Origin of the sequence: Polynucleobacter sp. AP-Feld-500C-C5 (genome assembly GCF_018882265.1) — a bacterium.
Taxonomy (GTDB): Bacteria; Pseudomonadota; Gammaproteobacteria; order Burkholderiales; family Burkholderiaceae; genus Polynucleobacter.
In genome coordinates this window covers 181,101-206,380 of the sequence record NZ_JACVOW010000023.1, presented here as the reverse complement: position 1 = coordinate 206,380, position 25,280 = coordinate 181,101, and the positions used below count along the sequence as shown (strand labels likewise).

General features: G+C 44.9%; 24 protein-coding genes and 1 pseudogene. 12 read left to right on the top strand and 13 right to left on the bottom strand.

Annotation, left to right across the window (positions count from 1 at the left end; all coding sequences use genetic code 11):
• Window positions 1–23: 23 nt before the first annotated feature.
• Window positions 24–1,694, bottom strand: coding sequence for an MFS transporter (locus ICN21_RS08785; protein WP_216178136.1), 1,671 nt, complete (start codon window positions 1,692–1,694; stop codon window positions 24–26).
• Window positions 1,695–2,025: 331 nt separating this feature from the next.
• Between ICN21_RS08785 and ICN21_RS08780 the strand changes: the two genes are divergently transcribed.
• Genes ICN21_RS08780 through ggt form a run of 4 tightly spaced genes read left to right on the top strand, consistent with a single transcriptional unit; the run spans window position 2,026 to window position 6,750 of the window.
• The gene (locus ICN21_RS08780) at window positions 2,026–3,111 is read left to right on the top strand and encodes a TRAP transporter substrate-binding protein (RefSeq protein WP_215295829.1); all 1,086 of its coding nucleotides are present in this window, start codon (window positions 2,026–2,028) and stop codon (window positions 3,109–3,111) included.
• Window positions 3,112–3,131: 20 nt separating this feature from the next.
• Window positions 3,132–3,674, top strand: a complete 543-nt coding sequence (locus ICN21_RS08775; protein WP_215295830.1) for a TRAP transporter small permease subunit — start codon at window positions 3,132–3,134, stop codon at window positions 3,672–3,674.
• Window positions 3,671–5,116, top strand: coding sequence for a TRAP transporter large permease subunit (locus ICN21_RS08770; RefSeq protein ID WP_216126818.1), 1,446 nt, complete (start codon window positions 3,671–3,673; stop codon window positions 5,114–5,116). Before ICN21_RS08775 ends, ICN21_RS08770 begins: the two co-directional genes overlap by 4 nt.
• A 35-nt stretch (window positions 5,117–5,151) precedes the next feature.
• Entirely contained in the window at window positions 5,152–6,750 is a 1,599-nt protein-coding gene (ggt, locus tag ICN21_RS08765) for a gamma-glutamyltransferase (RefSeq protein ID WP_216178135.1), read from the top strand.
• On the opposite strand, the gene ICN21_RS08760 is transcribed toward ggt, so the two are convergent.
• Complete coding sequence (locus ICN21_RS08760) at window positions 6,737–7,366, bottom strand: trimeric intracellular cation channel family protein (protein WP_215295833.1); 630 nt, start codon at window positions 7,364–7,366, stop codon at window positions 6,737–6,739. The two genes, ggt and ICN21_RS08760, sit on opposite strands and share 14 nt — an antisense overlap.
• Before the next feature lie 89 nt (window positions 7,367–7,455).
• On the opposite strand from ICN21_RS08760, the gene maiA reads away from it, so the two are divergent.
• On the top strand, window positions 7,456–8,124 hold the full coding sequence (gene maiA / locus ICN21_RS08755; RefSeq protein ID WP_216178134.1) for a maleylacetoacetate isomerase: 669 nt from the start codon (window positions 7,456–7,458) through the stop codon (window positions 8,122–8,124).
• On the opposite strand, the gene ICN21_RS08750 is transcribed toward maiA, so the two are convergent.
• The 4 genes from ICN21_RS08750 to ICN21_RS08735 all read right to left on the bottom strand — a co-directional run bounded on the left by ICN21_RS08750 (window position 8,117) and on the right by ICN21_RS08735 (window position 11,843).
• Entirely contained in the window at window positions 8,117–9,061 is a 945-nt protein-coding gene (locus tag ICN21_RS08750) for a ketopantoate reductase family protein (protein WP_216178133.1), read from the bottom strand. The genes maiA and ICN21_RS08750 overlap by 8 nt on opposite strands.
• Entirely contained in the window at window positions 9,051–9,338 is a 288-nt protein-coding gene (locus ICN21_RS08745; RefSeq protein ID WP_215295836.1) for a 2Fe-2S iron-sulfur cluster-binding protein, read from the bottom strand. The genes ICN21_RS08750 and ICN21_RS08745 overlap by 11 nt, the downstream gene beginning before the upstream one ends.
• A gap of 64 nt (window positions 9,339–9,402) precedes the next feature.
• A complete protein-coding gene (locus ICN21_RS08740) occupies window positions 9,403–10,959 on the bottom strand; it encodes a Rieske 2Fe-2S domain-containing protein (RefSeq protein ID WP_216178132.1) in 1,557 nt (518 codons plus the stop codon).
• 44 nt (window positions 10,960–11,003) lie between these two features.
• Window positions 11,004–11,843 (bottom strand): class II aldolase/adducin family protein, encoded by an 840-nt coding sequence (locus tag ICN21_RS08735; protein WP_215295838.1) that lies wholly within the window; start codon window positions 11,841–11,843, stop codon window positions 11,004–11,006.
• A 150-nt stretch (window positions 11,844–11,993) separates the two neighbouring features.
• Between ICN21_RS08735 and ICN21_RS08730 the strand changes: the two genes are divergently transcribed.
• The gene (locus tag ICN21_RS08730; protein ID WP_255534276.1) at window positions 11,994–12,890 is read left to right on the top strand and encodes a LysR substrate-binding domain-containing protein; all 897 of its coding nucleotides are present in this window, start codon (window positions 11,994–11,996) and stop codon (window positions 12,888–12,890) included.
• A gap of 16 nt (window positions 12,891–12,906) precedes the next feature.
• Here the strand turns inward: ICN21_RS08730 and ICN21_RS08725 are convergent, their stop codons facing one another.
• From ICN21_RS08725 to ICN21_RS08715, 3 genes and pseudogenes are all read right to left on the bottom strand, one after another.
• Window positions 12,907–14,244, bottom strand: a complete 1,338-nt coding sequence (locus ICN21_RS08725) for an NAD(P)H-dependent oxidoreductase (RefSeq protein ID WP_216178130.1) — start codon at window positions 14,242–14,244, stop codon at window positions 12,907–12,909.
• A 67-nt stretch (window positions 14,245–14,311) separates the two neighbouring features.
• Window positions 14,312–16,951, bottom strand: coding sequence for an alpha-ketoglutarate dehydrogenase (mdeB, locus tag ICN21_RS08720; RefSeq protein WP_216178129.1), 2,640 nt, complete (start codon window positions 16,949–16,951; stop codon window positions 14,312–14,314).
• A 34-nt stretch (window positions 16,952–16,985) separates the two neighbouring features.
• A pseudogene (locus tag ICN21_RS08715) lies at window positions 16,986–17,888 on the bottom strand (2-oxo acid dehydrogenase subunit E2); the annotation flags it as partial.
• A 219-nt stretch (window positions 17,889–18,107) separates the two neighbouring features.
• Between ICN21_RS08715 and ICN21_RS08710 the strand changes: the two are divergent.
• Genes ICN21_RS08710 through ICN21_RS08700 form a run of 3 tightly spaced genes read left to right on the top strand, consistent with a single transcriptional unit; the run spans window position 18,108 to window position 20,406 of the window.
• Window positions 18,108–18,572, top strand: a complete 465-nt coding sequence (locus tag ICN21_RS08710) for an Lrp/AsnC family transcriptional regulator (protein ID WP_216178127.1) — start codon at window positions 18,108–18,110, stop codon at window positions 18,570–18,572.
• Between the two features lie 49 nt (window positions 18,573–18,621).
• Window positions 18,622–19,380, top strand: a complete 759-nt coding sequence (locus ICN21_RS08705; RefSeq protein WP_216126848.1) for an SDR family oxidoreductase — start codon at window positions 18,622–18,624, stop codon at window positions 19,378–19,380.
• Between the two features lie 42 nt (window positions 19,381–19,422).
• Complete coding sequence (locus ICN21_RS08700; protein ID WP_216178126.1) at window positions 19,423–20,406, top strand: tripartite tricarboxylate transporter substrate binding protein; 984 nt, start codon at window positions 19,423–19,425, stop codon at window positions 20,404–20,406.
• An 8-nt stretch (window positions 20,407–20,414) separates the two neighbouring features.
• On the opposite strand, the gene ICN21_RS08695 is transcribed toward ICN21_RS08700, so the two are convergent.
• Together ICN21_RS08695 and ICN21_RS08690 are read right to left on the bottom strand one after the other, a co-directional pair.
• Window positions 20,415–20,939, bottom strand: coding sequence for a gamma carbonic anhydrase family protein (locus tag ICN21_RS08695; protein ID WP_216178125.1), 525 nt, complete (start codon window positions 20,937–20,939; stop codon window positions 20,415–20,417).
• A gap of 65 nt (window positions 20,940–21,004) precedes the next feature.
• Window positions 21,005–22,207 carry an ammonium transporter gene (locus tag ICN21_RS08690; RefSeq protein ID WP_215295846.1) on the bottom strand — a complete coding sequence of 401 codons (1,203 nt, stop codon included), beginning with the start codon at window positions 22,205–22,207 and terminating at the stop codon, window positions 21,005–21,007.
• 137 nt (window positions 22,208–22,344) lie between these two features.
• Here ICN21_RS08690 and ICN21_RS08685 point away from each other — a divergent pair, with 137 nt between their 5' ends.
• A complete protein-coding gene (locus ICN21_RS08685) occupies window positions 22,345–22,713 on the top strand; it encodes a Rap1a/Tai family immunity protein (protein WP_215295847.1) in 369 nt (122 codons plus the stop codon).
• A 45-nt stretch (window positions 22,714–22,758) separates the two neighbouring features.
• Complete coding sequence (locus ICN21_RS08680) at window positions 22,759–23,046, top strand: membrane lipoprotein lipid attachment site-containing protein (RefSeq protein ID WP_216126861.1); 288 nt, start codon at window positions 22,759–22,761, stop codon at window positions 23,044–23,046.
• Window positions 23,047–23,102: 56 nt separating this feature from the next.
• Here ICN21_RS08680 and ICN21_RS08675 read toward each other — a convergent pair whose 3' ends face one another.
• Window positions 23,103–23,492 (bottom strand): OsmC family protein, encoded by a 390-nt coding sequence (locus ICN21_RS08675; RefSeq protein ID WP_216178124.1) that lies wholly within the window; start codon window positions 23,490–23,492, stop codon window positions 23,103–23,105.
• 47 nt (window positions 23,493–23,539) lie between these two features.
• Window positions 23,540–23,950, bottom strand: a complete 411-nt coding sequence (locus tag ICN21_RS08670; RefSeq protein WP_216178123.1) for a rhodanese-like domain-containing protein — start codon at window positions 23,948–23,950, stop codon at window positions 23,540–23,542.
• Window positions 23,951–24,008: 58 nt separating this feature from the next.
• Here ICN21_RS08670 and ICN21_RS08665 point away from each other — a divergent pair, with 58 nt between their 5' ends.
• Complete coding sequence (locus tag ICN21_RS08665; RefSeq protein ID WP_216178122.1) at window positions 24,009–25,271, top strand: putative Na+/H+ antiporter; 1,263 nt, start codon at window positions 24,009–24,011, stop codon at window positions 25,269–25,271.
• Window positions 25,272–25,280 lie beyond the last annotated feature (9 nt).

Below are 25,280 nucleotides of genomic sequence, written 5' to 3'. Positions count from 1 at the left end.
TATTTACTGCTGACTAAAGATACTTAGTCATTAGCGTAGATATCTACGTCTTTAGTTTCTTTAATAAACAGCGTACCGATTATCAATGTCATCGTAGCGATGATGATTGGATACCAGAGGCCGTAGTAAATATTGCCGTTTTGCGCAACCAAGGCAAAGGCGATTGTTGGCATCAAGCCACCGAACCAACCGTTACCAATATGGTATGGCAAGGACATTGAGGTGTAACGAATCCGAGTTGGGAACAACTCAACAAGCATCGCGGCAATTGGGCCATAAACCATGGTTACTAAGATCACTAAAATGACCAAAAGAGCCAGGGTTGCAGGAAGATTAATTGCAGCAGGATCAGCCTTTGCAGGATAGCCAGCAGCATTCAATGCATCGCGAATCGCTTTCTTAAACTCGGCATCTTTTGCTTTCGCATCCGCTGGAGCCATACCTTTAGCAGAGTAACCTTGGATCTCTGTGTCGCCAATCTTCACAACCGCAGTTCCACCGGCTGGGCCAGGAATGGTTGTGTAGCTTGCAGAGTTAGAAGCCATCACCTGCTTTGCAATATCGCAAGAGCTAGTGAACTTCGCAGTACCAGTTGGGTTGAACTGGAAGGTACATTCACTCACATCAGCAGTAATGCTTGCTGGTGCAGTTGCCATCGCTTTTTCTAACGCTGGGTTTGCAAAGTGGGTTAAGCCATTAAACAAGGAAACTGGCGTATTTGGGATGTACAAAATGATGGCTAACAACAAACCACCCATGATGATCACCTTACGGCCAATCTTATCTGACAAGCTACCAAACACGATAAAGAATGGTGTGCCAATGACTAATGAGGCAGCAATCAACAAGTTTGCGGTCTTAGGATCCACCTTCAATACTTGAGTAAGGTAGAACAAAGCATAGAACTGGCCTGTGTACCAAACCACAGCTTGACCAGCAACCAGACCAAACAAAGCCAAGATCACGATCTTTAAATTTTTCCACTGACCAAATGACTCTGTTAAAGGCGCCTTAGTCAACTTGCCTTCATTTTTCATTTTTGTAAATGCTGGTGATTCAGCCATAGATAAACGAATCCAGACTGAGACGGCCAATAAAATAATGGAAGCAATAAAAGGAACACGCCAGCCCCAAACATCAAAGTCTGGACCAGTGATTTCACGTGTGAACAAAATCACAAGCAAGGAGAGGAACAAACCCAGAGTAGCGGTTGTCTGAATCCATGCTGTGTATGCACCACGCTTACCGTTGGGAGCATGCTCTGCAACATATGTAGCAGCACCACCGTACTCACCACCCAAAGCCAAACCTTGCAACATGCGTAATGCAATTAGCAAGACTGGTGCAGCAACTCCAATCGTTGCATAGTTAGGCAAAATACCCACGATAAAGGTTGCGCCACCCATAAGCACAATAGTGACCAAGAAGGTGTACTTACGACCAATCAAATCGCCTAAGCGGCCAAACACCAATGCGCCAAATGGACGCACGATGAAACCAGCGGCAAAAGCTAACAAGGCAAAAATGAAGGCAGAGCCAGCATCTAATCCTGAGAAGAACTGCTTGGCAATAACGGCAGCCAAAGAACCGTAAAGGTAAAAGTCATACCACTCAAAAACCGTACCTAAAGAGGAAGCAAAAATAACTTTGCGCTCTGCAGCGGTCATTGGGGCTGCTTTAGTTGATGTTGACATCAGTAGCTCCTAACTATTTATAGAAATAAAAAAACAACTCGTCGATTATCCTTAAAAAAATTCAAAGAAATCCAACACTTAGGGTAATTACTCATGAAATTCAGTCGGGGTATTCCCGAAAACTGCATATTTAATGCAATACACTTAATCCATGATGACATCATGGATTTGCACTATTTCATAGCAAGTTGCCCAATCAAGGTGCATATTCGAAAAACCAAGTGCAATACCCAAAATTTGTCTATTTGCACTTCGATTTAATAGTCTCTGAAGTTATTAAAAAGGCATAGCTCAATATGCCGCCAAAAATATTACATAAGGAGCATTTCAAATGAAAAGACGTGACTTTCTAGGTAAAACAGCAATCGGCGCTGCTGCTGGAGTACTGGCTGCACCCGCCATTGCACAATCTATGCCAGAAGTGAAGTGGCGCTGCGCCTCTAGCTTTCCTAAAAGCCTAGACACCATTTACGGTGGTGGTGAATTTATCTCCAAGCGAGTAGCCGCACTGACCGATGGCAAGTTCCAAATTCGTATTTTTGGTGCAGGTGAAATCGTCCCAGCCTTCGGTACGGTTGATGCCGTACAACAGGGTACTGTGGAATGTACTCATACTGCCGGCTACTACTTTGTAGGCAAAAATAAAACGTTCGCTTTTGATACGACCGTTCCGTTTGGCATGAATCAGCGCCAGCAAAATGCTTGGATGTATTGGGGCGGTGGCTTAAAACTCCAACGCGAGTTCTTGCGTGACTACAACATTATTTCTTTCCCAGCAGGTAACACCGGCACTCAAATGGGTGGCTGGTTTAAAAAACCAGTGAAGACTGTTGCTGACCTAAAAGGTCTGAAGATGCGTATTGCCGGTCTTGGTGGCGAAGTAATGTCCCGCTTAGGCGCAATTCCACAACAGATTGCCGGTGGCGATATTTATCCAGCGCTTGAAAAGGGTGTGATTGATGCGGCTGAGTGGGTTGGTCCTTACGATGATGAAAAACTAGGCTTTTACAAAATTGCTCCTTACTACTACTACCCAGGATGGTGGGAAGCTTGTTCGATGTACTCCATGTATGTCAACATCAAAGAATGGGAAAAGTTACCTAAGCAATATCAAGAAGCTTTGGCCTCAGCATGTGCGGAGTGCAACATTGACATGATGGCCGAGTACGACTACAAAAACCCAATCGCTTTGCAAAGCTTAATTAAGAATGGTGTGAAGCTGCAATCTTATTCAACAGACATTATGAAAGCGGCATCCAATGCGGCATTCGAAATGTATGAAGAAGAAGCAGCCAAGAATCCATCATTCAAGAAGATTTACGAGCCTTGGAAAAAATTCCGCAACGATCAAATGCTGTGGAACAAAGTTGCTGAGCAAACACTCATGAGCTTCATGTTGACTAATCCAGTCAAATAAGGACTTATTGAGAATCTGATATGCCAAAACAATTTTTAGTTTTTGCAAGTTTCGTTGATCGTTTAAATGACCGTTTTGGTGTATTAGCGAGTTGGATGGTATTGATAGCCGTACTGGTCAGCACAGGAAATGCGCTGATTCGGTATGGCTTCAATGTCAGCTCCAATGGCTGGCTTGAAGCGCAGTGGTATTTATTCGCCGGTATGGTGATGTTTGGTGCTGCAACGACTTTTCGTCTCAATGAACACGTGCGAGTAGACGTACTTTATGCAATGTACCCTAACAAATTTCGACTCTGGTTAGACTTTTGGGGTGGCATTGTTTTCTTCTTACCGGTAACAATCATCATTGGTTACTACTCTTGGGAATTTTTTATTACGTCGGTAATTCAAAATGAAACCTCGAGCAATCCTGGTGGTCTGATTCGTTGGCCAGTGCGTGGCGTGATTACTTTGGGCTTTTTCTTATTAACACTCCAAGGTATCTCAGAAATTATCAAACGCTACGCTGCCATTATTGGCATGATTCAAATCGATCCTAAGTACGAAAGACCGCTCCAATGATTAGCCATGAATTGATGGCCCCCATCATGTTTGGGGGCTTGATTGTATTTTTGTTGCTTGGATATCCAGCCGCTTTCTCTCTTGGCGCGGTTGGCTTATTCTTTTCTTTTATCGGCATCGAAATGGGCATGTTTCAGCCCACTTTCTTGCAAGCGCTACCAGACCGAGTCTTTGGCATTCTCTCGAATGACTTACTGCTCTCAATTCCCTTCTTCACCTTCATGGGTGCGATTCTGGAGAAGTGCGGGTTAGCAGAAGACATGCTCGAAGGTTTGGGTCAATTGTTTGGCCCAATCCGTGGTGGTTTAGCGTATGCCGTCATCATTGTTGGTGCGATTCTGGGTGCGATTACTGGGACTGTTGCTGCATCAGTAATTGCGATGGGCTTAATCTCTCTGCCAATCATGCTGCGCTACGGTTACAACCCGCGTGTTGCAACGGGTGTGATTGCAGCCTCTGGAACCATTACTCAACTCATCCCACCATCACTCGTATTAATTGTGTTGGCTGACCAGTTAGGCAAATCGGTTGGCGATATGTATGCCGGCGCCATTGGACCTTCCATCATTCAAGTAGTGCTGTTCTGTTTGTTTATTTTCTTTTTATCCATTTTTAGACCACAAGATGTGCCAGCACTTCCACCTGAAGCGCGTCCAAAAATTGACTGGAAATTATTCAAGCGAATCTTGTGGGGCATTGTTCCCTCAATCGCACTCATCTTCTTAGTATTGGGCACCATCTTGATGGGTCTGGCTACGCCTACTGAAGGTGGAGCCATGGGCTCTGTAGGAGCTTTAGTTCTCGCTGCCATGAATAAGCGCCTAGAGAAACCGCTAGTCTGGGAGGCAATGACTTCCACGATGCGCATCAATGCCATGGTGATCTTCATTCTGATTGGCTCTACGGTATTTGGCTTAGCATTCCGCGGTGTTGATGGGGATCTCTGGATTGAGAATCTCTTATCAGGTCTACCAGGCGGTCAAGTAGGCTTCTTGATTGTGGTGAACTTGTTTGTCTTCTTCTTAGCCTTCTTCCTAGACTATTTTGAGATCGCCTTCATCATCATTCCATTATTGGCTCCCGTTGCTGACAAGCTCGGCATCGACTTGATCTGGTTCGGTGTTCTTCTCGGCGCCAATATGCAGACCTCATTCATGCATCCTCCATTTGGCTTCGCGCTGTTTTACCTGCGAGGGGTAGCACCAAAATCACTCAAGAGCTCTGATATTTACTATGGGGCCCTGCCTTGGGTTGGTTTGCAACTGATTCTGGTGGCCATCATCATCTTTATCCCAGAAACAGTGACCTACTTTGTTGATAAGCCAGCTGCTGTCTTTGATGCCAATGGCCCCTCCGTTGATCCATTGGCTGGCGTTGAACAAAATGAGATCACAGTAGACTCTAGTTCAGAGATCGAGCGACAATTGCGAGAAAATAAATAATATAAAAGCATTAGAAAAAATAGAGGGGTTTTGCAATGCAAGCAAAGTGGGGCATTCAGGGGATGGCGGTAGCGCCGCACTCCCTCGCTTCTGAATCAGCTTTAGCAGTTCTTCGTGAAGGTGGCAATGCATTAGAGGCAATGGTAGCTGCAGCAGCAACCATTGCTGTTGTCTACCCACATATGAATTCCATTGGTGGCGACTCTTTTTGGGTGATCCATTCACCAGGCAAAGCCATGGGCGGTATTGATGCCTGTGGTGCGGCAGCTGGCTTAGCAAGCAAGCAGTGGTACGCGGAGCGTGGCATTACCAAAGCGATTCCTTTTCGTGGACCAGTAGCAGCAAACACCGTTGCCGGCACTATCTCTGGTTGGGGTGCTGCGCACAAACTCTCAAAACAAGGTCTTGGCGGAAAGATCCCCTTATCGCGTCTGCTAGCGGATGCGATTCATTACGCTGAAGCAGGCGTACCAGTAACTTACAGCCAATCAAGCCTGACTGCTAAAAAGCGTGAAGAGCTCAATCCCATTCCAGGATTTGCTAAAACATTTTTAGTGAATGGCAAAGCGCCGGCTGTGGGCAGTATCTTTAAACAAGCGCGCCTAGCTAAAACCTTACGGCAAATTGCCACCAAAGGAACGGATGATTTTTACCGTGGCGATCTTGCAGATTTATTAGGCAAAGAACTCACTGATATTGGTAGCCCCCTTCGTTTAAGCGATCTACATCGTCATCGCGCCAAACTCATTGATCCGTTGGAACTAAAACACAGCCTAGGTAATGTCTACAACATGGTGCCGCCTACCCAAGGCGTTGTGTCACTCATGATCATTGGCATCTTGGATCAACTCAATCTCAAGCGCTTCAAGGTCGATAGCACTGAATATATTCATCATTGCGTTGAAGCGACTAAGCAAGCGTTTAAGATCCGTGATCAGTTTGTCACTGACCCCGCTTACATGACAAAAAATGCGCAGTCTTTTTTATCGCCAGCATTTCTGAAAAAGTTAGCTAAAAATATAGATCCAAACAAAGCTTTACCCTGGGGTCAAGGCAAGGGACCAGCCGACACAATCTGGATGGGCGTGATTGATGGTGACGGTAACTGCGTCTCTTTCATTCAAAGTATTTATCACGAGTTTGGCGCTGGTATTGTGTTGCCTCAGTCAGGAGTGAATTGGCAAAACCGAGGTTGCAGTTTCTCTTTAGATCCCAAGACACTCAATCATCTCGAACCCTATCGCAAACCTTTTCACACACTCAATCCTGCGATGGCTCTATTTAAAGATGGCCGCTCGATGGTCTATGGAACGATGGGTGGAGATGGTCAACCGCAAACTCAATGTGCCGTATTTACTCGTACAGCAACGTATGGACTGGATCCACAAGATGCGATTAGTCGTCCACGCTGGCTACTAGGGAGAACTTGGGGCCAAACTAGCGACAGCCTGAAATTAGAATCTCGCTTTAGCCCATGGGTTGCAAAAGAATTACATGCGATGGGTCATGAAATTGAGATGCTCGATGCTTTTGATGAAACCGTAGGTCACGCAGGTTGCATCATTCGCGAACCATCTGGCACTCTCCGCGGGGGCTGGGATCCTCGCAGCGACGGTGCCGTTAGCGCGTTTTAGTAATCCATATTTTGGGTACGCGCAGATCCCAATAAATAGCGGCTGCGCGTAAACCAAAGATTCCCAACATACAAAGTACGGAACCCTCAATCGCATACTGAGGTATGAAGTTCAATACCAGCACATAGGCACAACAACCCAGTGTTACCGGAATCGCATAGAGCTCATGAGACATGATCAGTGTTTTTCTACCGGCCAATACGTCGCGTATTAAGCCACCGCCAATTGCCGTAATCACCCCCAAGATGACAGGCGCAACAGGCAAGCCAAAATCCATACCCCAGGCCTTGTCTGCCCCCTGAATCGCAAATAGGGCAGCACCAAAACCATCGATATACAACATCCAGCGATATATCTGTGGTTGGGTAAAAAAAGACTCAGCAAAAAATGTCAATACGCTCGCACCCAATGCAAGCCAAACATAAATCTGTCCTTCAGACCAAAAGATAGGGGCTTCCAAGATAATGTCTCGAATAGTCCCCCCGCCTATTGCAGTGATCAAACCAAGTACTAAAACACCAAAAAGATCGACTCCACGATCGGCTATAGCCAATACGCCAGTGACCGCAAAGGCCATGGTTGCAATGATGCCAATCCAAAAATGAATTTCGTACATAAGAAATAGTCTAAAGCAAATGAAAGAACCTTCTCGCCAATTTGCTTCATGAATATACTGTTAGCCATGAATACAACGAAAGCATCTCCATGAAACCCCAGCTCTATAGCTATTGGCGTAGCTCTGCTGCCTTCCGTGTTCGTATCGCATTGAATATCAAAGGTGTGGACTATGAAGTGCTGCCAGTACACCTAAATAAAAATGGTGGCGAGCAACTATCTGAGGCGTATGCAAGTAAAAACCCCAATCGCCTTGTACCCTTATTTGATGATGGAAAAAATAGCATCCATCAATCACTTGCCATCATTGAGTACCTTGATGAGATTGCGCCTCAACCGGCTTTGCTACCAAGTTCACCGATCGATCGCGCTTGGGTACGTTCCTTGGCCATGGATATCGCTATTGATATTCACCCCATTAGTAATTTACGAGTACTACGCTACTTAATTAAACAAGTTGGCGCCAGTAATGAAGTAAAGGATGCCTGGTATCAACATTGGATCAAGTTAGGGCTTGCCAGCGTTGAAAAACAATTATGTAACGATCCACGCCTTGGGCGTTTTGCTTTTGGTGATCAACCTGGCCTGATTGATATTTGTTTAGTGCCGCAAATATTTAATGCCTTAAGCACCAAGATGGATATGAGCCCATACCCTACTCTCATGAAAATCTTCCATGAGTGCATGAATTTACCTGCGTTTATAGATGCTTCATGGGAGAAACAAATTGATGCAGAAGGGCCAAACCCCTCTATTTGATTGGTGATTCCATCATCTTGACTAAGACATGAACAGATTCGTTATACGGCGTCGTAATTCCATGCCGCTTGCCTAGCTCGACAATATAGCCATTTAAGAAATCAATCTCTGTCATTTTTCCTCTAGCCAGATCCTGGGCGGTTGAGGAAACCTGAGTAGCCATAGTGCTAGCAATAGAAGCATTTGCCGCAAGTGCCTCTGACATCGTGATATTGACATCTTCAAGCTCAGCAATCGCAAGAAACTCTTTGGTAATTTCTTCAATCAGTTTCACAATGCCAGGAGACTTCACCATCTCCCCATAAGCAATCTGACCAATCCCAGAAATCGCATTGAAAGAACAGTTCACCAAAAACTTGAGCCACATATCTCTTTTAATCTGCGGCGCAATCGAACACGGAACCTTTGCCCCTTCAAATAACTTACAAATCTCTACAAGCCGTTGATCGCCTTGAGGAACAGCGTTTGATGGATCACCAATCAGCAACTCACCTCTACCATGATGTTTCATAGTTCTTTGATCAATCATCCCTGCAGCAACATAGACCACCGCCGCATAAACCGGATTCACAATGATATTGGTGGCAATGTCAATATTGGCCACCCCATTTTGCAAACTGAGGATTACTGCCTTAATTGGCAAAATTGATTTAATTTCTGCAAGCGTGCGTTCTGTATCGAGCGACTTCACACTGAGTAAAACTAAATCGGCATCACTCAGAATAGCAAGATCAGAGCTTGCTTTGACCGCAATCGTTTCATGAAATGCTTTGCAATCCATCTGCAAGCCAGATTCATTGAGGGCCGTGGCTCGCTCAGGCCTGGCTATAAAAGTAACATCATGATGTGCACGGGCTAACATGCCACCAAAGTAACACCCTACTGCACCCGCACCTAAGACGTATATTTTTTGATTACTTTGTGTTTTATAAATCAAGGACCAGTGTTCCGATTTTGATATGAGAGATACAGGGAGTTAAGTACTCCTGATGCTCGGCATCACTCAAAATACAATCTCCGTGCTCTACATCACCACTGATATATCTTGTCTTACATGTACCGCATAAACCTGATTGGCAAGAAGTCGGTATCTCAATGCCTGATCTTGCCAAAGCATCGATAATGGACTCGTCTCGCGTGACATTTATTTTTTGGCCAGTACTCTGAACCTCAATCACTAGCCCTTCAGAGTCCGTGCTGGAAATTTTATTCACTTTTTTGTCTCACTCCACATCAAGAATGGGCTGCGATTGCAGCCCATCTCTTCTGATCTATAGATTAATGCTTAAACTGTGCTTTGGCAGTTTGCTCAAGCTCTTCCATTTTTTGCTTCACAAAGTCAGAGCGCTCTTTACCCTTGTACTGCTCGCTTTCGGTGAGAATGGCAATCACGCTCTTTGCAACAAAGCGTCTTTGCGCTACTTCTTCTTCAGTCGTGGCGCCAATTGGCAACTCAAATACATTACCTGAACAATAGCTATTGGGTGCGCCATTCAATTCCTTTAACCACTCAGCAAAGGCTTCTGCGCCTGCCGCTGGATTAGAGCCACGAACGGCATCACGCAACATCTTCCTAAATAAATAAGGGCCTGCATCAAACTTTGTTGGATTCTCAAGCGCATGAATAGCGATTGGTCTCTGACTAATGATGGCCTCGTAATCACCAGGCGCGTATTGAGCCATCTTGTAATTAGATCGCGCCCTATGGTCTGCTGGAATATCTACAATATCGTTAATCGTGTGATTGCCAAAACGCTCAGCCCTTCTCAAGGCAACTTGGCCATCCAAAAAGTCGATTGATTCATATCCGACCAGCTCTTTTTGTCCGATACCGCGAGTATCAATACCAGGGCCCATCACGCGCCAGCCAATCATCTTGCTATTAAAGTCGTCGACTGGAACTGTCCAACGGATGATATGGAAACGACTAAATAATTTTTTATTGGAGCCATCTTCAGAGGTATAGGCATGCAAGCTCAGATTTGGCAATACCTGGTGCTGAACGCGAATAAATAATTTGTCGTTATTAACACGACGCGCACCTGAACAAGCTAAGCCTCTGCCACCATGAATGGGCACAAACTGCATATCAGGGTGCACTTCCATCGTTGGGGAGCCCACTTCGTCAAATGTTGTACCTTGAAAATGGCCACCAACTACATTCTTAGCAGCATGCAATTCTGCTGTATGGAAATTATCGGCAGCATTGTCTTGCACTTGTAACCAATTACAGTGCTGGAAGTTGCTATAGGGCACCAGTTCATCGCCGGGGGCTACCGTAAAATCAGACTCCCACTCTGGAAATGGTGGCTCTTTATCGGGAGGTCCCATATAAGCAAATACCAACCCATTTCTTTCAAATGCTTTGTAAGCACCTTGCTGAATCGAGCAGGCATATTTTTCTGCTTCAGCTTCCTCGCCCTTAGGGAAGGGTGCATTCAAACAAGTGCCGTCCACATCAAACACCATACCGTGATAGCAGCACTTAATACCGTGCTCTTGAATTTGCCCATATTCAAGTGAAGCGCCACGATGCACGCAATGAGCATGCAATACACCCACGCTTCCGCTACCATCACGAAACGCCACTAACTCTTCACCTAAGATGGTTAAAAATTTTGGAGTGTCAGTCAATTCAATTGACATGCATACCGGATGCCAAAAACCACGCATATACTCACCCATGGGTGTGCCGGGACCAACTTCTGTAAGCTCGGGATCATGCCCTGGAACTTTATTGGTGTAGTAGCCACCATAAGGAACTAATTTCTTAGGCGTTGCAGATCCTGCGGATGCACCGACCTTTTTCTCCGCTTGCTCCTGTTTACTTGTCATTACTGAGACTCCTGTTGTAACTAGCTATATCTAAAACTGTTCAATTAATCAAACATATCTGGCTGGTTTTCTTTTAGATAACCCCAGATTGGCTGGAAATGTAACCAACCAATATATTCGCTGCCCACGTGTTCACGGCTGTAGCGTGCAGTTTCTGGCGATAGCAACACAGGCTTAACACCTGTAGCCTCAACCATCATCTGCTGCTTACAACAACGCTCTAAAGCGATAAACCAGAACGCTGCAGCTTCAATACTATGACGACTTACTGTTAACAAGCCATGATTACGGTGAATAATCGCTTTCACTTTTTTCAAAGAACCTGCTACGTTGTAGCCAGAATTATCCTCAACTGCTACTTGACCAGCCTGTTCCGCTAAAACCATATGGTCTTCAAAGAATGCTGCGGCATCTTGAGAGATTGGATCCAATGGTTTACCTAGTGCCGCAAAGGCTGTTCCATAGACTGTATGTGCATGACACATAGCCACGATATCGGGATGTTTTTCATGAACTGCTGCGTGCAATACAAATCCAGCACGATTCAATGCATGCTTACCCTCCAAAATATTGCCTTCATGGTCTGCCAAGATTAAGTTAGACACTTTTACTTGATCAAAATGCACTGCCATTGGATTCGTCCAGTACAGATTTGGATGTTCCGGATCACGCACAGTTAAATGTCCTGCAAATCCATAATCAAACTTTTCTAAGGCGAATGCTCGGCAAGCAGCAACCAATCGCTCCTTGAGATGCTGACGTTCCTCAGCAAAACTATTGAATTTTGCTTGGTAGGGAAAAATCTGGGATTTGTCTTCAGGTTGATAAATAGACTCTCTGTCGCCCAAGTCCAATTTACGTTCTTTCTCCATTACCTCAGCCATGTGAATTCCTTTTTCTGTAATTGAAGCGAATTTGGTGTTTTGAGAACACTCAAACTATAACCAAGCCGTAATCATCGGCTTTCCCGAGGGTTTTGACAAACGATAACCATTCATGAATAGATGAATGAAAATCATGTATATTCTATTTACATGAGAAAAATACCAAATTATGTACTTTTGCGAGCTTTTGAAGCGGCTGCACGCCTCGAAAGCTTTACCTTGGCTGCTCATGAGCTACATCTCACTCAGTCAGCCATTAGCCATCAAATTAAAGAGCTTGAAGACTATTTTGGTAAGTCGCTATTTTTGCGAAAGAACCGTAAAGTTGAGCCGACAGCTGAAGGGCGGCGTTTATTAGATTCACTCTCTAGAGTATTTGATGTCATTGAAGCAGCATGCAATGAAGTAACCCTTGCTCCAAATTCACAAGTTCTTGCCTTGCACTGCTCACCCAGTTTTGCAGCCAAGTGGCTCAGCCCAAGACTGCCAGAATTCATTAAAGATAATCCTGATATCACTATTCGACTCACTTCCGGAGCTGAGCCCATTGACCTTTTGCGCAATCAAGAAATTGATATTGCCATCTCGTATCAATCGACTCATGAGGGCCCAGGAATTACTTCCCTATCTTTAGGCGAAGAAAACATTGCGCCACTATGCTCTCCTGAATTAATTGACCCGAAAATTCCAGTAGAAGAATTAATGAGTAAATTAACCTTGATTGAGTCTTCACTTAATCACCATACCTGGGAGCAATGGTTTGAGATTAATCATCTCAAAAACCCATCGACACGGAAAATGTCATTTGATCGTGCAGCCCTTTCTGTATCAGCTGCAGTAGATGGCATCGGTGCCGTGCTTGAGAGTGTGCGCTTTGCCGAAAGAGAACTCTCGCGTGGAGAGCTTGTGGAACTGGGCAAAGGTATCTTTTTACCGACTACCGATAGAACCCATTTTTTATCCTATCGGTCAAATACTAAAAACAGTCAAAAAATTAAAGTCTTCAAAGACTGGATATGCATTAAGGCTGGTGTTGCTACAAGCTAAAGTAATGGCTCATTTATTAGCTAAACACTTTTTCCATTTCACGACGAAATTGAATGGCTTGCTTAGTGGCATCGTAATCTACATCACTCCAGCACACTGGCTTTCCTGCTGGAATATCCTTATTCAATACCATGTTGTGAGCCAAACCAATAGGTAGAGCTCCGAGCTTTAATGAATCTGAGGCAGTCATCAGTTTTCCGTAGACAGTGAAGCCACCCTCTCCATCCAACTTCTCGCCTACTTTGAGCGTACGCTTAGCGGTAGCCACTACATCACCCTTCCAATCGCCAGTCGCTCCAGTAGCCTCTCCACGTACCGCAATACTGGCTACTGAAATACCCAACTCCAGACCGATCAAGTGATAAGGCTTATACATCGCTGCATATTTACCGGTGTTATCTGTTTTTAGGCCGTATTGTGAGAAGCAATCAATCACATATTGACTGGGCGCTTCAAACACTGCAAAAACACCCCAACGTAAATCCCTAAATACCGGACGCCCATCTCTCTCAACTGAAGATACCACCTCAACAGTTCCTTTTTGAGTCAGGATCCCACCTTCGGAAATCGGTCGGAAAATATGTGGCAAGTCGTCCACTCCGCAAGGTGGAAACTCTAATCCATTGCTTGGCGGATTTAAGTCGCAAGCGTTTGACACTGCAGCCATTTCCAGCGCAGATTTCGTGCCATCCAAAAAAGAATTGAACATTTGCGCATTGAAATCACCGCCAGCAACTTGCTCCTCAGAAAATCCATAGTGAGCCCAAACGGTATTGGGTGTGGACTGATGATAGATAGGTAAATATTTAGTGCCCTTACCTGCACACACCACTTCTAAGCCAATCGTTCTTGCCCAATCCACCAGCTCCGCAATAAGAGCGGGCTGATCTCCAGAAGCCATCGAGTAAATCACGCCCGCCTCTGCTGCTTTGCGTGCCAGTAATGGTCCTGCTAAAACATCTGCTTCTACATTGACCATAATGATGTGCTTGCGATGATCAAAACAAAGCAGGGCATGTCGAATACCAGCAGCAGGGCTGCCTGTAGAGTCGATCAAAATATCAACGTGCTCACTAGCGATCATTCTTTCTGCATCATCAGTCACAAAAGTGGCGCCCGACTTAGCAGCATCTTGCAGTGATGTAGCGCTATAGCGAGGCGCATCCCAGCCTACGCGAGCAAGCGATTCTTTGGCGCGCGCAGGAGAAAGGTCAGCCACCGCAACCAAATGAATGCCTGGGGTACGCGGTGCTTGCGAGAGATACATGGAGCCAAATTTACCAGCGCCAATGATGCCTACACGCACGGGGTTATTGTTAGCAGCGCGTGCTTTGAGCTTTTGAATCAGGGACATCTAAAAATCTCCAGTAAATTCAGTAATCAAAAATAGTGAAGTCATCATAAGGCATCAAGAGCAAATATTATTTTTTCAATGATGCTTGCGCTACCTTATAAATGCTATTTGCATTTACACCGAAATACTCACGTAAGGCAGCTCTTGTATCACTTCTACCGAAACCATCCGTACCGAGCGTGATGTAACTTCTATCTTCTGGAATATAGGCACGTATGCTTTCTGGTAAAGCATGGACATAGTCAGTTGCCGCAATAATTGGGCCGTGACCTTGTGTTAGAACCTGGCTAATAAATGCCTGCTCAACATCAGCCTCACCTGAAAGTCTAGCTTGCTCTTTTGCCTTACCATCCCTTGCTAACTCACTCCAACTAGTCACGCTAAATACATCAACATGGATTCCAGAATGAACAAGCATCTCTGCCGCTTTTAATACCTCGGTCATGATGGCACCGGAACCCAGCAAACTCACATAAGAATTACCATCACCCTTGGCGGCCTTCATTGTCTTGAACTTATAGCACCCACGAATAACGCCCTCAGTTACGTTCTCAGGCAAATCGGGTTGGGCGTAGTTTTCATTCATAAGGGTGATGTAATAAAACAAATCTTTTTGATCAACTAGCATGTCCCGCATACCTTGATCCATAATCACCGCCAACTCGCCAGCAAAGGCAGGATCATATGCCTTGCAATTCGGAATGGTTGCAGCAACGAGTTGGCTACTACCATCTTGGTGCTGCAGGCCTTCGCCACCTAATGTTGTTCTACCAGAGGTTGCGCCCAATAAAAATCCTCTAGCGCGTTGATCAGCAGCCGCCCAGATCGCATCGCCAATTCTCTGAAAGCCAAACATCGAGTAATAAATATAAAAAGGCAACATCGCAATTCCGTGGACGCTATAGCTAGTTGCTGCAGCAGTCCAGCTAGCAATGGCGCCCGCCTCACTAATGCCCTCTTCCAAAATTTGTCCATCCAATGCCTCGCGATAACTAAGCACGGAACCAATATCTTCTGGTTCATAGCGTTGGCCAACACTGGAGTAAATACCAACCTGCTTAAATAGATTGGCCATACCAAATGTGCGCGCTTCATCTGCAACAATGGGTACCACTCTAGGTCCCAACTGTTTATCTTTTAGCAAATTTCCAAGCATGCGCACAAAAGCCATCGTTGTGGACATCTCTTTATCTTCAGCCTTGATGGCAAAAGCTGCATATGAAGTGATATCAGGCACATTGAGCTTGTCGCATTCTGAATAGCGCTTAGGTAGATGTCCGCCAAGCTGATTGCGCTGATCTTTTAGATATTTGAGCTCCTCGCTATTCTCATCAGGCCTAAAGAAAGTGAGGCTAGTAGCCTGTTCATCGGTCAATGGTAAGTTAAAGCGATTACGATATTCGATCAAAGCCTCATCATCTAACTTTTTCTGGCTATGGGTAGTCATTTTTCCTTGGCCAGCATTGCCCATGCCATACCCTTTTTTGGTATGGGCCAAGATCACGGTAGGTTGACCTACATGGTTGGCAGCGGCTTGATAAGCTGCATGGATTTTGACTAAATCATGACCGCCTCTTTTCAGTCGATCGATTTGCTCATCCGTCATTCCCTGAGCAAGGCGTGCTAATTCTTCATTTTGTCCAAAGAAATTTTTGCGATTAAAGCTGCCATCCTTTGCTGCAAATGTTTGCATTTGTCCATCGACAGTTTGTGCAAAAGCCTTGACTAGCGCTCCGGTAGTATCTCTTGCAAAAAGCCCATCCCAATCACTACCCCAAACTAATTTGATAACGTTCCAACCAGAACCTCTAAACAGTTTTTCTAGCTCATCAATAATTCTGCCGTTGCCACGTACTGGGCCATCCAAACGTTGTAGATTGCAATTGACCACCCAAACTAAGTTATCCAGCTTTTCTCTAGAGGCTAATGTCAGAGCACTCATACTTTCTGGCTCATCCATCTCGCCATCACCAAATACACCCCAGACTTTTCTAGTTGAGCAATCTAGTAATTTGCGATCACTGAGGTAACGCATAAAACGCGCATGATAAATCGAGCTAATCGGACCAATCCCCATTGAGCCTGTTGGAAACTGCCAAAAATCTGGCATTAACCAAGGATGTGGATAGCTTGATAAACCTCTTGCTCCTGATTCAGGCGCAGTAATCTCGCGTCTGTAATGGGCAAGATCATTTTCAGTCAGTCGTCCCTCTAAATAGGCGCGGGCATACACTCCTGGAGCACTATGTGGCTGAAAGAAAACCAAGTCTCCACGCTCAGTAGCATCACCGCCCTCAGTCCTTGCGCGGAAAAAATGATTAAACCCAACCTCAAACAAATCTGCTGCACTAGCATAGCTTGCAATGTGACCACCCAATTCACCATAGGCTTCATTTGCTTTCGCGACCATTGCCAGCGCATTCCACCGCATGAGTGAAGCCAGCTTTTCTTCAATCGCAAGATCTCCTGGAAAAGGAGGCTGCTGATCCACAGGGATAGAGTTGATATAAGGTGTGACTAAATCAGGTACCCAATTAATTTGATTTTTATTAGCCAGCTTTACTAAATTATCCAGAATGAATTTAGCCCGCGCACTATCGCCTGAAGCGAGCAAATCCATAAAGGCCTCATTCCACTCCGCGGTTTCTGCAGGATCAGTGTCGATGTGCTCTAGATTTAAATATTTTTTGATGTCGGGAGCGTTCATGAAAAATTCCTCTGTAACTTTTTATGCTCTAAATTCATAACATCACCTTACGAAAATCACCCAATAATTGGGTGAGATGGGTAGTGAAGTGCGTAGCTAAGGCGCCGTCAATGACGCGATGATCAGCGGTCATGGATAGTGGGCAAATCAAACGTGGAACAAATTGTGAACCATTCCACACAGGCTTCGTGGCCGACTTATTCACCGCTAAAATAGCTACTTCGGGTGCATTCACAATAGGAGCGCAGTAGGCACCGCCAATACCGCCCAATGAAGAGATCGTAAAAGAAGCGCCCTGCATCTGATCCGGCTTTAGCTTTCCTTCTCGAGCCAGCAGGGCTAATCCAGCAGTCTCTTTGGCGATCTCGCGAATGCCTTTCTGATCAGCATTACGTATCACGGGTACAACGAGACCGCCTGCAGTATCTACTGCAAAGCCGATATGGAAATACTTTTTCAAAATAAGATCTTCGCCATCGAGCGAAGAATTCAATGTGGGATACTGCTTGAGAGTAGCAACTACGGCTTTGATTAAGAATGCCAACAAAGTAATTTTTACTTCATCTTTTTGATTCTCTTTATTTAATGCGGCACGAAACTCTTCTAGATCAGTAATGTCAGCATCATCGTGATAGGTTACTGCCGGAATCATGACCCAATTACGCGCTAGATTGGCAGCTGAAACTTTCTGAATGCGACTGCGAGCTTGGCGTTCTATTTCTCCAAACTTTGTAAAGTCCACTTTAGGCCAAGGCAGAAGATTAAAACCTGCAATGCCATGACTCACTTGAGAAGAAACACGCTCTCTTGCCAACATGGAGTGCTTGATAAATTGCTGAACATCTTCTTTGGTAACTCGACCTCTTTGGCCACTACCGTGAACTTGCCCAATATCGACACCAAATTCACGTGCAAATTTTCTAGTGGATGGTCCAGCCCAAAACTCGGGCCCAGCAGCGGCCTGATCCCTTTCAATTTGTAGCAAATTCTCAACCCCAGGAAACGCAATCTCAATACCCACAACCCCTCCAACCATTCACGGGTGTTTCAACGACTTTATTGTGTTGGATTACAGGCAAAATAGGATGCTAATAATGAGCTATAAATCCTAATTTTCAGCATAATATGCTGATATCAGTAATTTTTGAGGAATTTTATGAAGCTAGACCCCATAGATATCAGAATTTTGAACGAACTCCAGAATGATAGCTCCCATAGCAATGTGGAGCTATCTAAGCGGGTTCACCTATCCCCGTCACCGTGCCTCATGCGCGTCAAAGCATTGAAAGATAAAGGTGTCATCAGAAACTATGTTGCGCTGGCAGACCCCAAGGCTTTAGGGCTTGGCTTAAATGTCTTTATTTCTATTAGCCTGAAAGAGCAGTCTAAAGAAGCGTTGGCTGCATTTGAACAACGCATTTCTGAACACGATGAGGTTATGGAGTGCTATCTGATGACTGGTGATAGTGACTATCTTATCCGGGTGGCAGTAGCTGATATGGGTGCATTGGAAAAATTTATCCTGGAGCAATTAACGCCTATCCCTGGGATTGAAAAAATCCGCTCTAGCTTTGCCTTAAAACAAGTACGCTATAAAACTGCCTTACCATTACCAAAGTAAAAGCAGGGCAATATAGAATTTATCTGAGACACTATTAAGAAAGAAAGTAATGCCACAAAAAAATAAAGTAGCACTCGTCACTGGAGCAGGAGTAGGCATTGGAAGGGCAGCAGCTAAAGCGCTTCTTAAAGGAGGCTATCAGGTCGTTCTCACTGGGCGCAATCTAGAGAAACTAGAAAAGGCAATTATCGATATTGGCGGAACAAACGAAAACTGTCTTGCGATCACTTGCGATGTTGGACAGCCTGACCAAGTCAAGAAATTATTCGCCGCTCTAAAAGAACGCTTTGGACGCATTGACGTGCTTTTTAATAATGCAGGTATTGGCGCCCCAGCAATTCCGATGGAAGACTTGACATACGAGCAGTGGATGAATGTGGTGAATTCAAATCTCTGCGGCGCATTCTTGTGTTCTCAAGAAGCAATTCGCATGATGAAAGCGCAATCGCCTCAAGGTGGCAGAATTATTAACAATGGCTCAATCTCTGCACATGCCCCAAGACCAATGTCAGCGCCCTATACAGCTACTAAACATGCGATTAGCGGCTTAACAAAAACAATTTCGCTTGATGGCCGCCCATTTAATATTGCTTGCGGTCAAATTGATATTGGCAATGCAGCAACCGAAATGACTGAGCGTATGGCTGCCGGAATCATGCAGGCCGATCAATCAATTAAAGTTGAGCCGCGCATGGATGTTGACCATGTTGGAGAAGCTGTTCTACACATGGCCCAACTTCCACTAGAGAGCAATATTCTCTCAATGACAATCATGGCTACCAACATGCCTTTTGTTGGCAGAGGTTAATTAAATTACCGTGGCTCAAATGATCATTAGCAGGGATAAGTCATGAAAAACTCGCATCGCCGTAAGGTACTCTCCCTGGTAATTGCTGCCACACTCTTACCCAGTTTTCATGCTATCTCTGCCCCAGATAATGATTATCCAAATCGCTCGATAAAACTGGTTATCCCCTTCCCTGCGGGAGGTAGCACTGATGCAATGGCGCGTAATCTCGGCCCAGCCCTCGGAAAAGTACTCGGGCAATCGATTGTGATCGAGAATAAATCTGGCGCCTCCGGTACAGTTGGCGCAGATTTTGTTGCAAAAGCTGCACCTGATGGATACACGCTACTGATGGGAACCTTACATCTCACGATTGCCCAATCCGTTTTCCCAAAACTCAATTACCGTATTGATAAGGATTTGATTCCGATTGGAACGGTGGGAATGATTCCCAATGTTGTAGTGGTAAATGCATCCATTCCAGCAAATAACATCAAAGAATTAGTTGCCCTAAGCAAAGTAAATTCTGATAAATATGATTACGCTTCAGTTGGACCGGGGTCTGCACATCACCTTATTGGAGAGATGTTCAAAATTAAAACGGGCGCTAGCTTAACTCATATACCGTATCGCGGTAGTGCTCCTGCTGTAGTTGATTTGCTTGGCGGTCAAATATCGGTCATGTTTGATACGATTCCATCCGCCCTGCCTCATATCAAGGATGGAAAAACAAAAGCATTGGCCGTGACAACTGCAAAACGTTCTAGCACCCTACCAAATGTGCCCACCTTAATTGAGTCTGGAATAGCAATCGACGTGGGCACTTGGAATGGATTAATGGCGCCTGCAGGCACCGATCAAGCAATCACCGATAAACTCAATCGAGCAATTGTGTCCGTGCTAAGTGACCCAGAGATGCGCAAACAATTGCAAGCACTTGGCATTGAACCAATGCCAAGCACCCCAGCCGAACTGAAGGTACGCATCAGCAAAGAAATTGTTGACTACAGTAATTTGGCTAAAGAACTAAAGCTCAGCGTTGAATAGTTCAAAACTTAAGCAATTTTTTTGAGCGTCTTAATATAACGCTGTGCATTTTTTACATAGCGTCCAGCGATTTCGCCGATACTTGTAATTTGCTCTGGCGTGAGGGCTTTCACTGCTTTAGCAGGAGAGCCAATAATCATCGAACCATCTGGAAATTCTTTACCTTCAGTAACTAAGGCACCAGCACCAACCAAACAATGCTTACCAATCTTGGCGCCATTCAAAATTACTGCGCCAATCCCAATTAGGCTCCCATCACCAATACTGCAGCCATGGAGCATCACTTGGTGACCCACAGTCACATTCTTGCCAATCAAGAGAGGATAGCCAGGATCTGTATGAAGTACTGATGCATCTTGCACATTACTGCCTTCACCAACTTGAATCAGATCGTTATCGCCGCGGATCACAACTTTGGGCCAAATATTAGCGCTTTGATGAAGCTCAACCCTACCAATCACTTCCGCGCTCTCAGCAACCCAAGCACCTTCCGCTAATTGAGGGGCATTTCCGTCTAGTTCATATATAGCCATGACTCATTATAGATATGAATCAGGCCATATATGAAAGACTAAAGCTATCACTTACTGTAAAAGAATTACCAGTTCGGCTCACGATCTGGAGTAGAGGAAATACGATGCACACTTAAGTCAGCCCCCTCAAATTCTTCTTCCTGTGACATCCGAATTCCAAGGACAGCTTTTAAGGTTCCATAAACTAAGATGCCGCCGATCACAGCGATACCAACCCCTAAGACACTGCCAATCAGCTGACCCGTAAAAGTTACTCCGCCAATTCCACCCAATGCCTTGGCACCAAAGATGCCAGCAGCCAGACCACCCCACAAGCCACATAATCCATGCAAAGGCCAGACGCCGAGTACGTCATCAATCTTCCAGCGGTTTTGTACCAAGGTAAACATATAGACAAACAAGGCACCTGCTACTAGGCCAACCACTAAAGCACCAACCGGATGCATTAAGTCGGATCCGGCACATACTGCTACCAAACCTGCAAGAGGTCCGTTATAGGTAAAGCCAGGATCGTTGCGTCCAACTACCCATGCAGCAAGAGTGCCGCCGACCATTGCCATCAAAGAGTTCATAGCAACTAAACCACTGATTTTGTCGATTGTTTGCGCACTCATCACATTAAAACCAAACCAACCTACCGCCAAAATCCAAGCACCTAATGCCAAGAAAGGAATACTAGATGGTGGATGTGCGGAGATTTGGCCCTCTTTGGTATAGCGACCACGGCGCGCACCCAAGAGAACCACTGCCGGCAAAGCGATCCAACCACCAACTGCGTGGACTACAACAGAGCCAGCAAAGTCGTGGAACTCCTCACCGGTCAAGCCTTTGATCCAAGCCTGAATACCGTAGTGCTGATTCCAAGCAATACCCTCAAAGAAGGGATACACAAAACCCACCAATACAAATGTTGCGATTAGCTGTGGATTAAATTTAGCGCGCTCAGCAATACCGCCTGAAATAATTGCTGGAATTGCAGCAGCAAAAGTTAATAAGAAGAAAAACTTTACCAACTCGTAACCATTTTTCTCAGCTAGTAATTCAGCACCGGAGAAAAAGCTCACGCCATAGGCAATGCTGTAGCCAATAAAAAAGTAAGCGATGGTCGAAACAGCAAAGTCGACCAAAATTTTTACTAAAGCGTTCACTTGATTCTTCTTACGAACCGTTCCGAGTTCTAAGAAGGCAAAGCCAGCGTGCATGGCAAGAACCATGATCGCGCCGAGCAAAATAAACAAAGCATCAGTACCTGATTTCAAAATTTCCATGTGATTTTCCCCTTCTATTTTTTGCATCATTATGGGGAATAAAAAAATCTAAAAAGGTGCAAATTGCACTTATTTAGTGCACAAATTAGGTATATTCATGGTTTATGATGGTTTTACATACACCCAAGGGAGAACCCATGAAGAAAGTCCTCGTTTTTTTAGCTGCTTTTGCGGCATTTTCTGGCCTAGTACAAGCTCAATCAAACGCCAACGTAAAGTTACTGAGTACCCAAGAACTTATAAACGTTTGCAAATTACCTGCTAGCCCAGAATCCCGCAGCTTCTGTATTGGCTACTCCACCGCAATTTATGACACTTACCTGGCTACACGTCATCCACAACGCGCACAACCTTTTATTTGCTTGAAGCAACCTGCTCCATCACGCGATGAAGTGATTGCTGATTTCGTCAAATTTGGACAAGAGCATCAACAAACTGCTGATAAACCAGCAGCAGGCGTGTTCTTGGGCTTTTTAGCTGCACGCTTTCCATGCGCCAAAAAATAATCCGAGCACTCTTCAATTAAAAATTAATTTAAAGGATCTGTTGATATGAAAAAAATTATCGCGATTACTGTAGCAACTCTCGCAATTGCCGGTTGTTCAAATATGAGCAACACTGAACAACGCACCCTATCCGGCGCAAGTATTGGTGCAGCTGCTGGTGCAGTTGGCACCGCTATTTTCCATGGCAACCCGATCTGGGGTGCAGTTGGTGGTGCAGCTGTTGGCGCTGCATCTGGTTATGTTTATGACGCTTATAAGAAAGAACAAGCATCTGAATATAACTCTGGATACAACGCTGGTAAAAATAATAAGCCGGCTAATGCACCTAACTAACTTCGTTATCTAGCTGTCGCCTAAGCAACTTCAAGGCACACACTGCCCAGCTTGTATTAATTTACCAGCTGGGTTTTTATTTCGATATCGCCAGCTAAAGCCTTATGAATTGGGCATTTATTAGCAATCTCTATTAATCGTTCTTTTTCTTCTGCGCTCAGATTGCCTTGCAACTGGATGTCACGAATCAATATTTCAACATCATCTACTCGCTCAATATCGACTGTCACAATCGCATTCTCTAAATTCATCGACTTTCGCGTTGAATACATTTTGAGTGTCATGCTCGTGCAGGCAGCCAAAGCGGCACCTAAATACTCATGGGGGGTAGGGCCAGTTTCATTGCCACCATGAGTCACGTAAGCATCAGATAAAAAATGCAAGTCGCCGGTAGTCAATTTTTGTTGCAACGGGCCATCGCCAAACTGGGATACTACTTTTCTCATCATCTCTCCAAATTGATTAACTGAATATTGATTTTTTAAAAAATGATTTAACTTGCATGGGGTTTGCTGATCTTCTCGACAGTAGGTAATCCAGCCTTCTTCCAAGAACTAAATCCGCCCTCCAGATGGCACACGTTGGGTATGCCCATTTTTTGCAAAGTCTCGGTCGCTAAGGCTGAGCGCCAGGCAGAAGCACAATATAAAACCAGTCTTTTGCCTTCGCCAAAAATAGGCTTGTAATAAGGGCTATCGGGGTCAACCCAAAATTCCAACATCCCCCGCGGAGCATGTAAAGCATTGGGAATCATGCCCTCTCGCTCGAGCTCTCTTACATCACGAATATCCACAAATACCGTATCGGAATTTGACAATAATTCTTGCGCCTGATCCAAAGGAACTGTTTCAATTTGCGCCATAGCGCCATTAATCAGAGCCTGATATCCAATCTTTAATTTCACCAAAATCTCCTAAAGTGCCAATGTTTTGTATTGCTTGGTCACCTGCTAACATTCTCCTATGAACTTTACTCTCACTGAACTTGGTGCAAGTATTATTTTTGCAATCGCAGTCTTGCACACCTTTTGTACTAGTTATTTTGAATCTCTCGCTAAAACCATCCCGAAACATGCTGGTCTTTGGCATCTCCTGGGTGAGGTCGAAATTGTCTTCGGCTTTTGGGCTGCCGTTCTCATTATCTACATCTCTTTTATCGATCATTTAGGCGCTGCAAAAACCTATTTAGATCAACGTAACTTTACAGAGCCGTTGTTTGTCTTTGCCATCATGATTGTGGCTGGCAGTAAACCCATTTTGTATTTTTCGACACAACTCTTGCATACCATTGCCAAAGGTATGCAAGTCTTACTACGCACTCGTAGCGCTCCAACCCTTTATTTTCTGACTCTAGGGATCACGCCGCTCTTGGGCTCTCTCATTACTGAGCCGGCAGCGATGACCTTGGCAGCTTTTTTGCTGCGCGATTTGGTATACCGCCACCAGTGCTCGAAGGCCTTGCTGTTTGGGACCCTAGGGGTACTGTTTGTGAATATTTCGATTGGTGGAACACTGACTAACTTTGCTGCGCCACCAGTACTCATGGTTGCCTCAACCTGGGGTTGGAGTTCGGCATTCATGTTCACTAATTTTGGTTTTGAATCTTGTGTTGCGATTTTTATCAACGCTCTTGGCGCAACACTCTTATTTCAGAAACAACTAATTGAACCAAGCGAGTCTCATAAACCTATCAAGATTCCAGTTGTCGTCATTACGATGCACCTAATCTTTTTACTAGGCATAGTGGTATTTGCACACGATCCTATTATTTTTATTTGGCTCTTATTATTTTTTATTGGCTTCACTACAGCCTATCCAAAACATCAAAGCCCACTCATTATCAAAGAAGCACTCCTAGTTGGATTTTTCTTGGCGGGATTGGTTGTCTTAGGCGCTCTTCAAGGATGGTGGTTGCAGCCCATTCTGGAAATGATGAGCCCTACAGCAGTGTTTTATGGAAGCCTAACCTTAACTGCGATTACCGATAACGCGGCATTAACTTACTTAGGATCACTAGTGACAGGCACCTCACTCGAATTCAAATTAGCCTTAGTAGGGGGTGCTGTTGCTGGCGGCGGTCTCACAGTCATTGCCAATGCCCCAAATCCAGCGGGTATTGCGATATTGCGCAGTTACTTTCCAGGGGGCGCCGTTTCAGCACTTTATTTACTGCTTGCTGCGTTACCACCCACATTAGTCGCTATTGCAGCATTTCGCCTCTTATAGGTAAAGCAA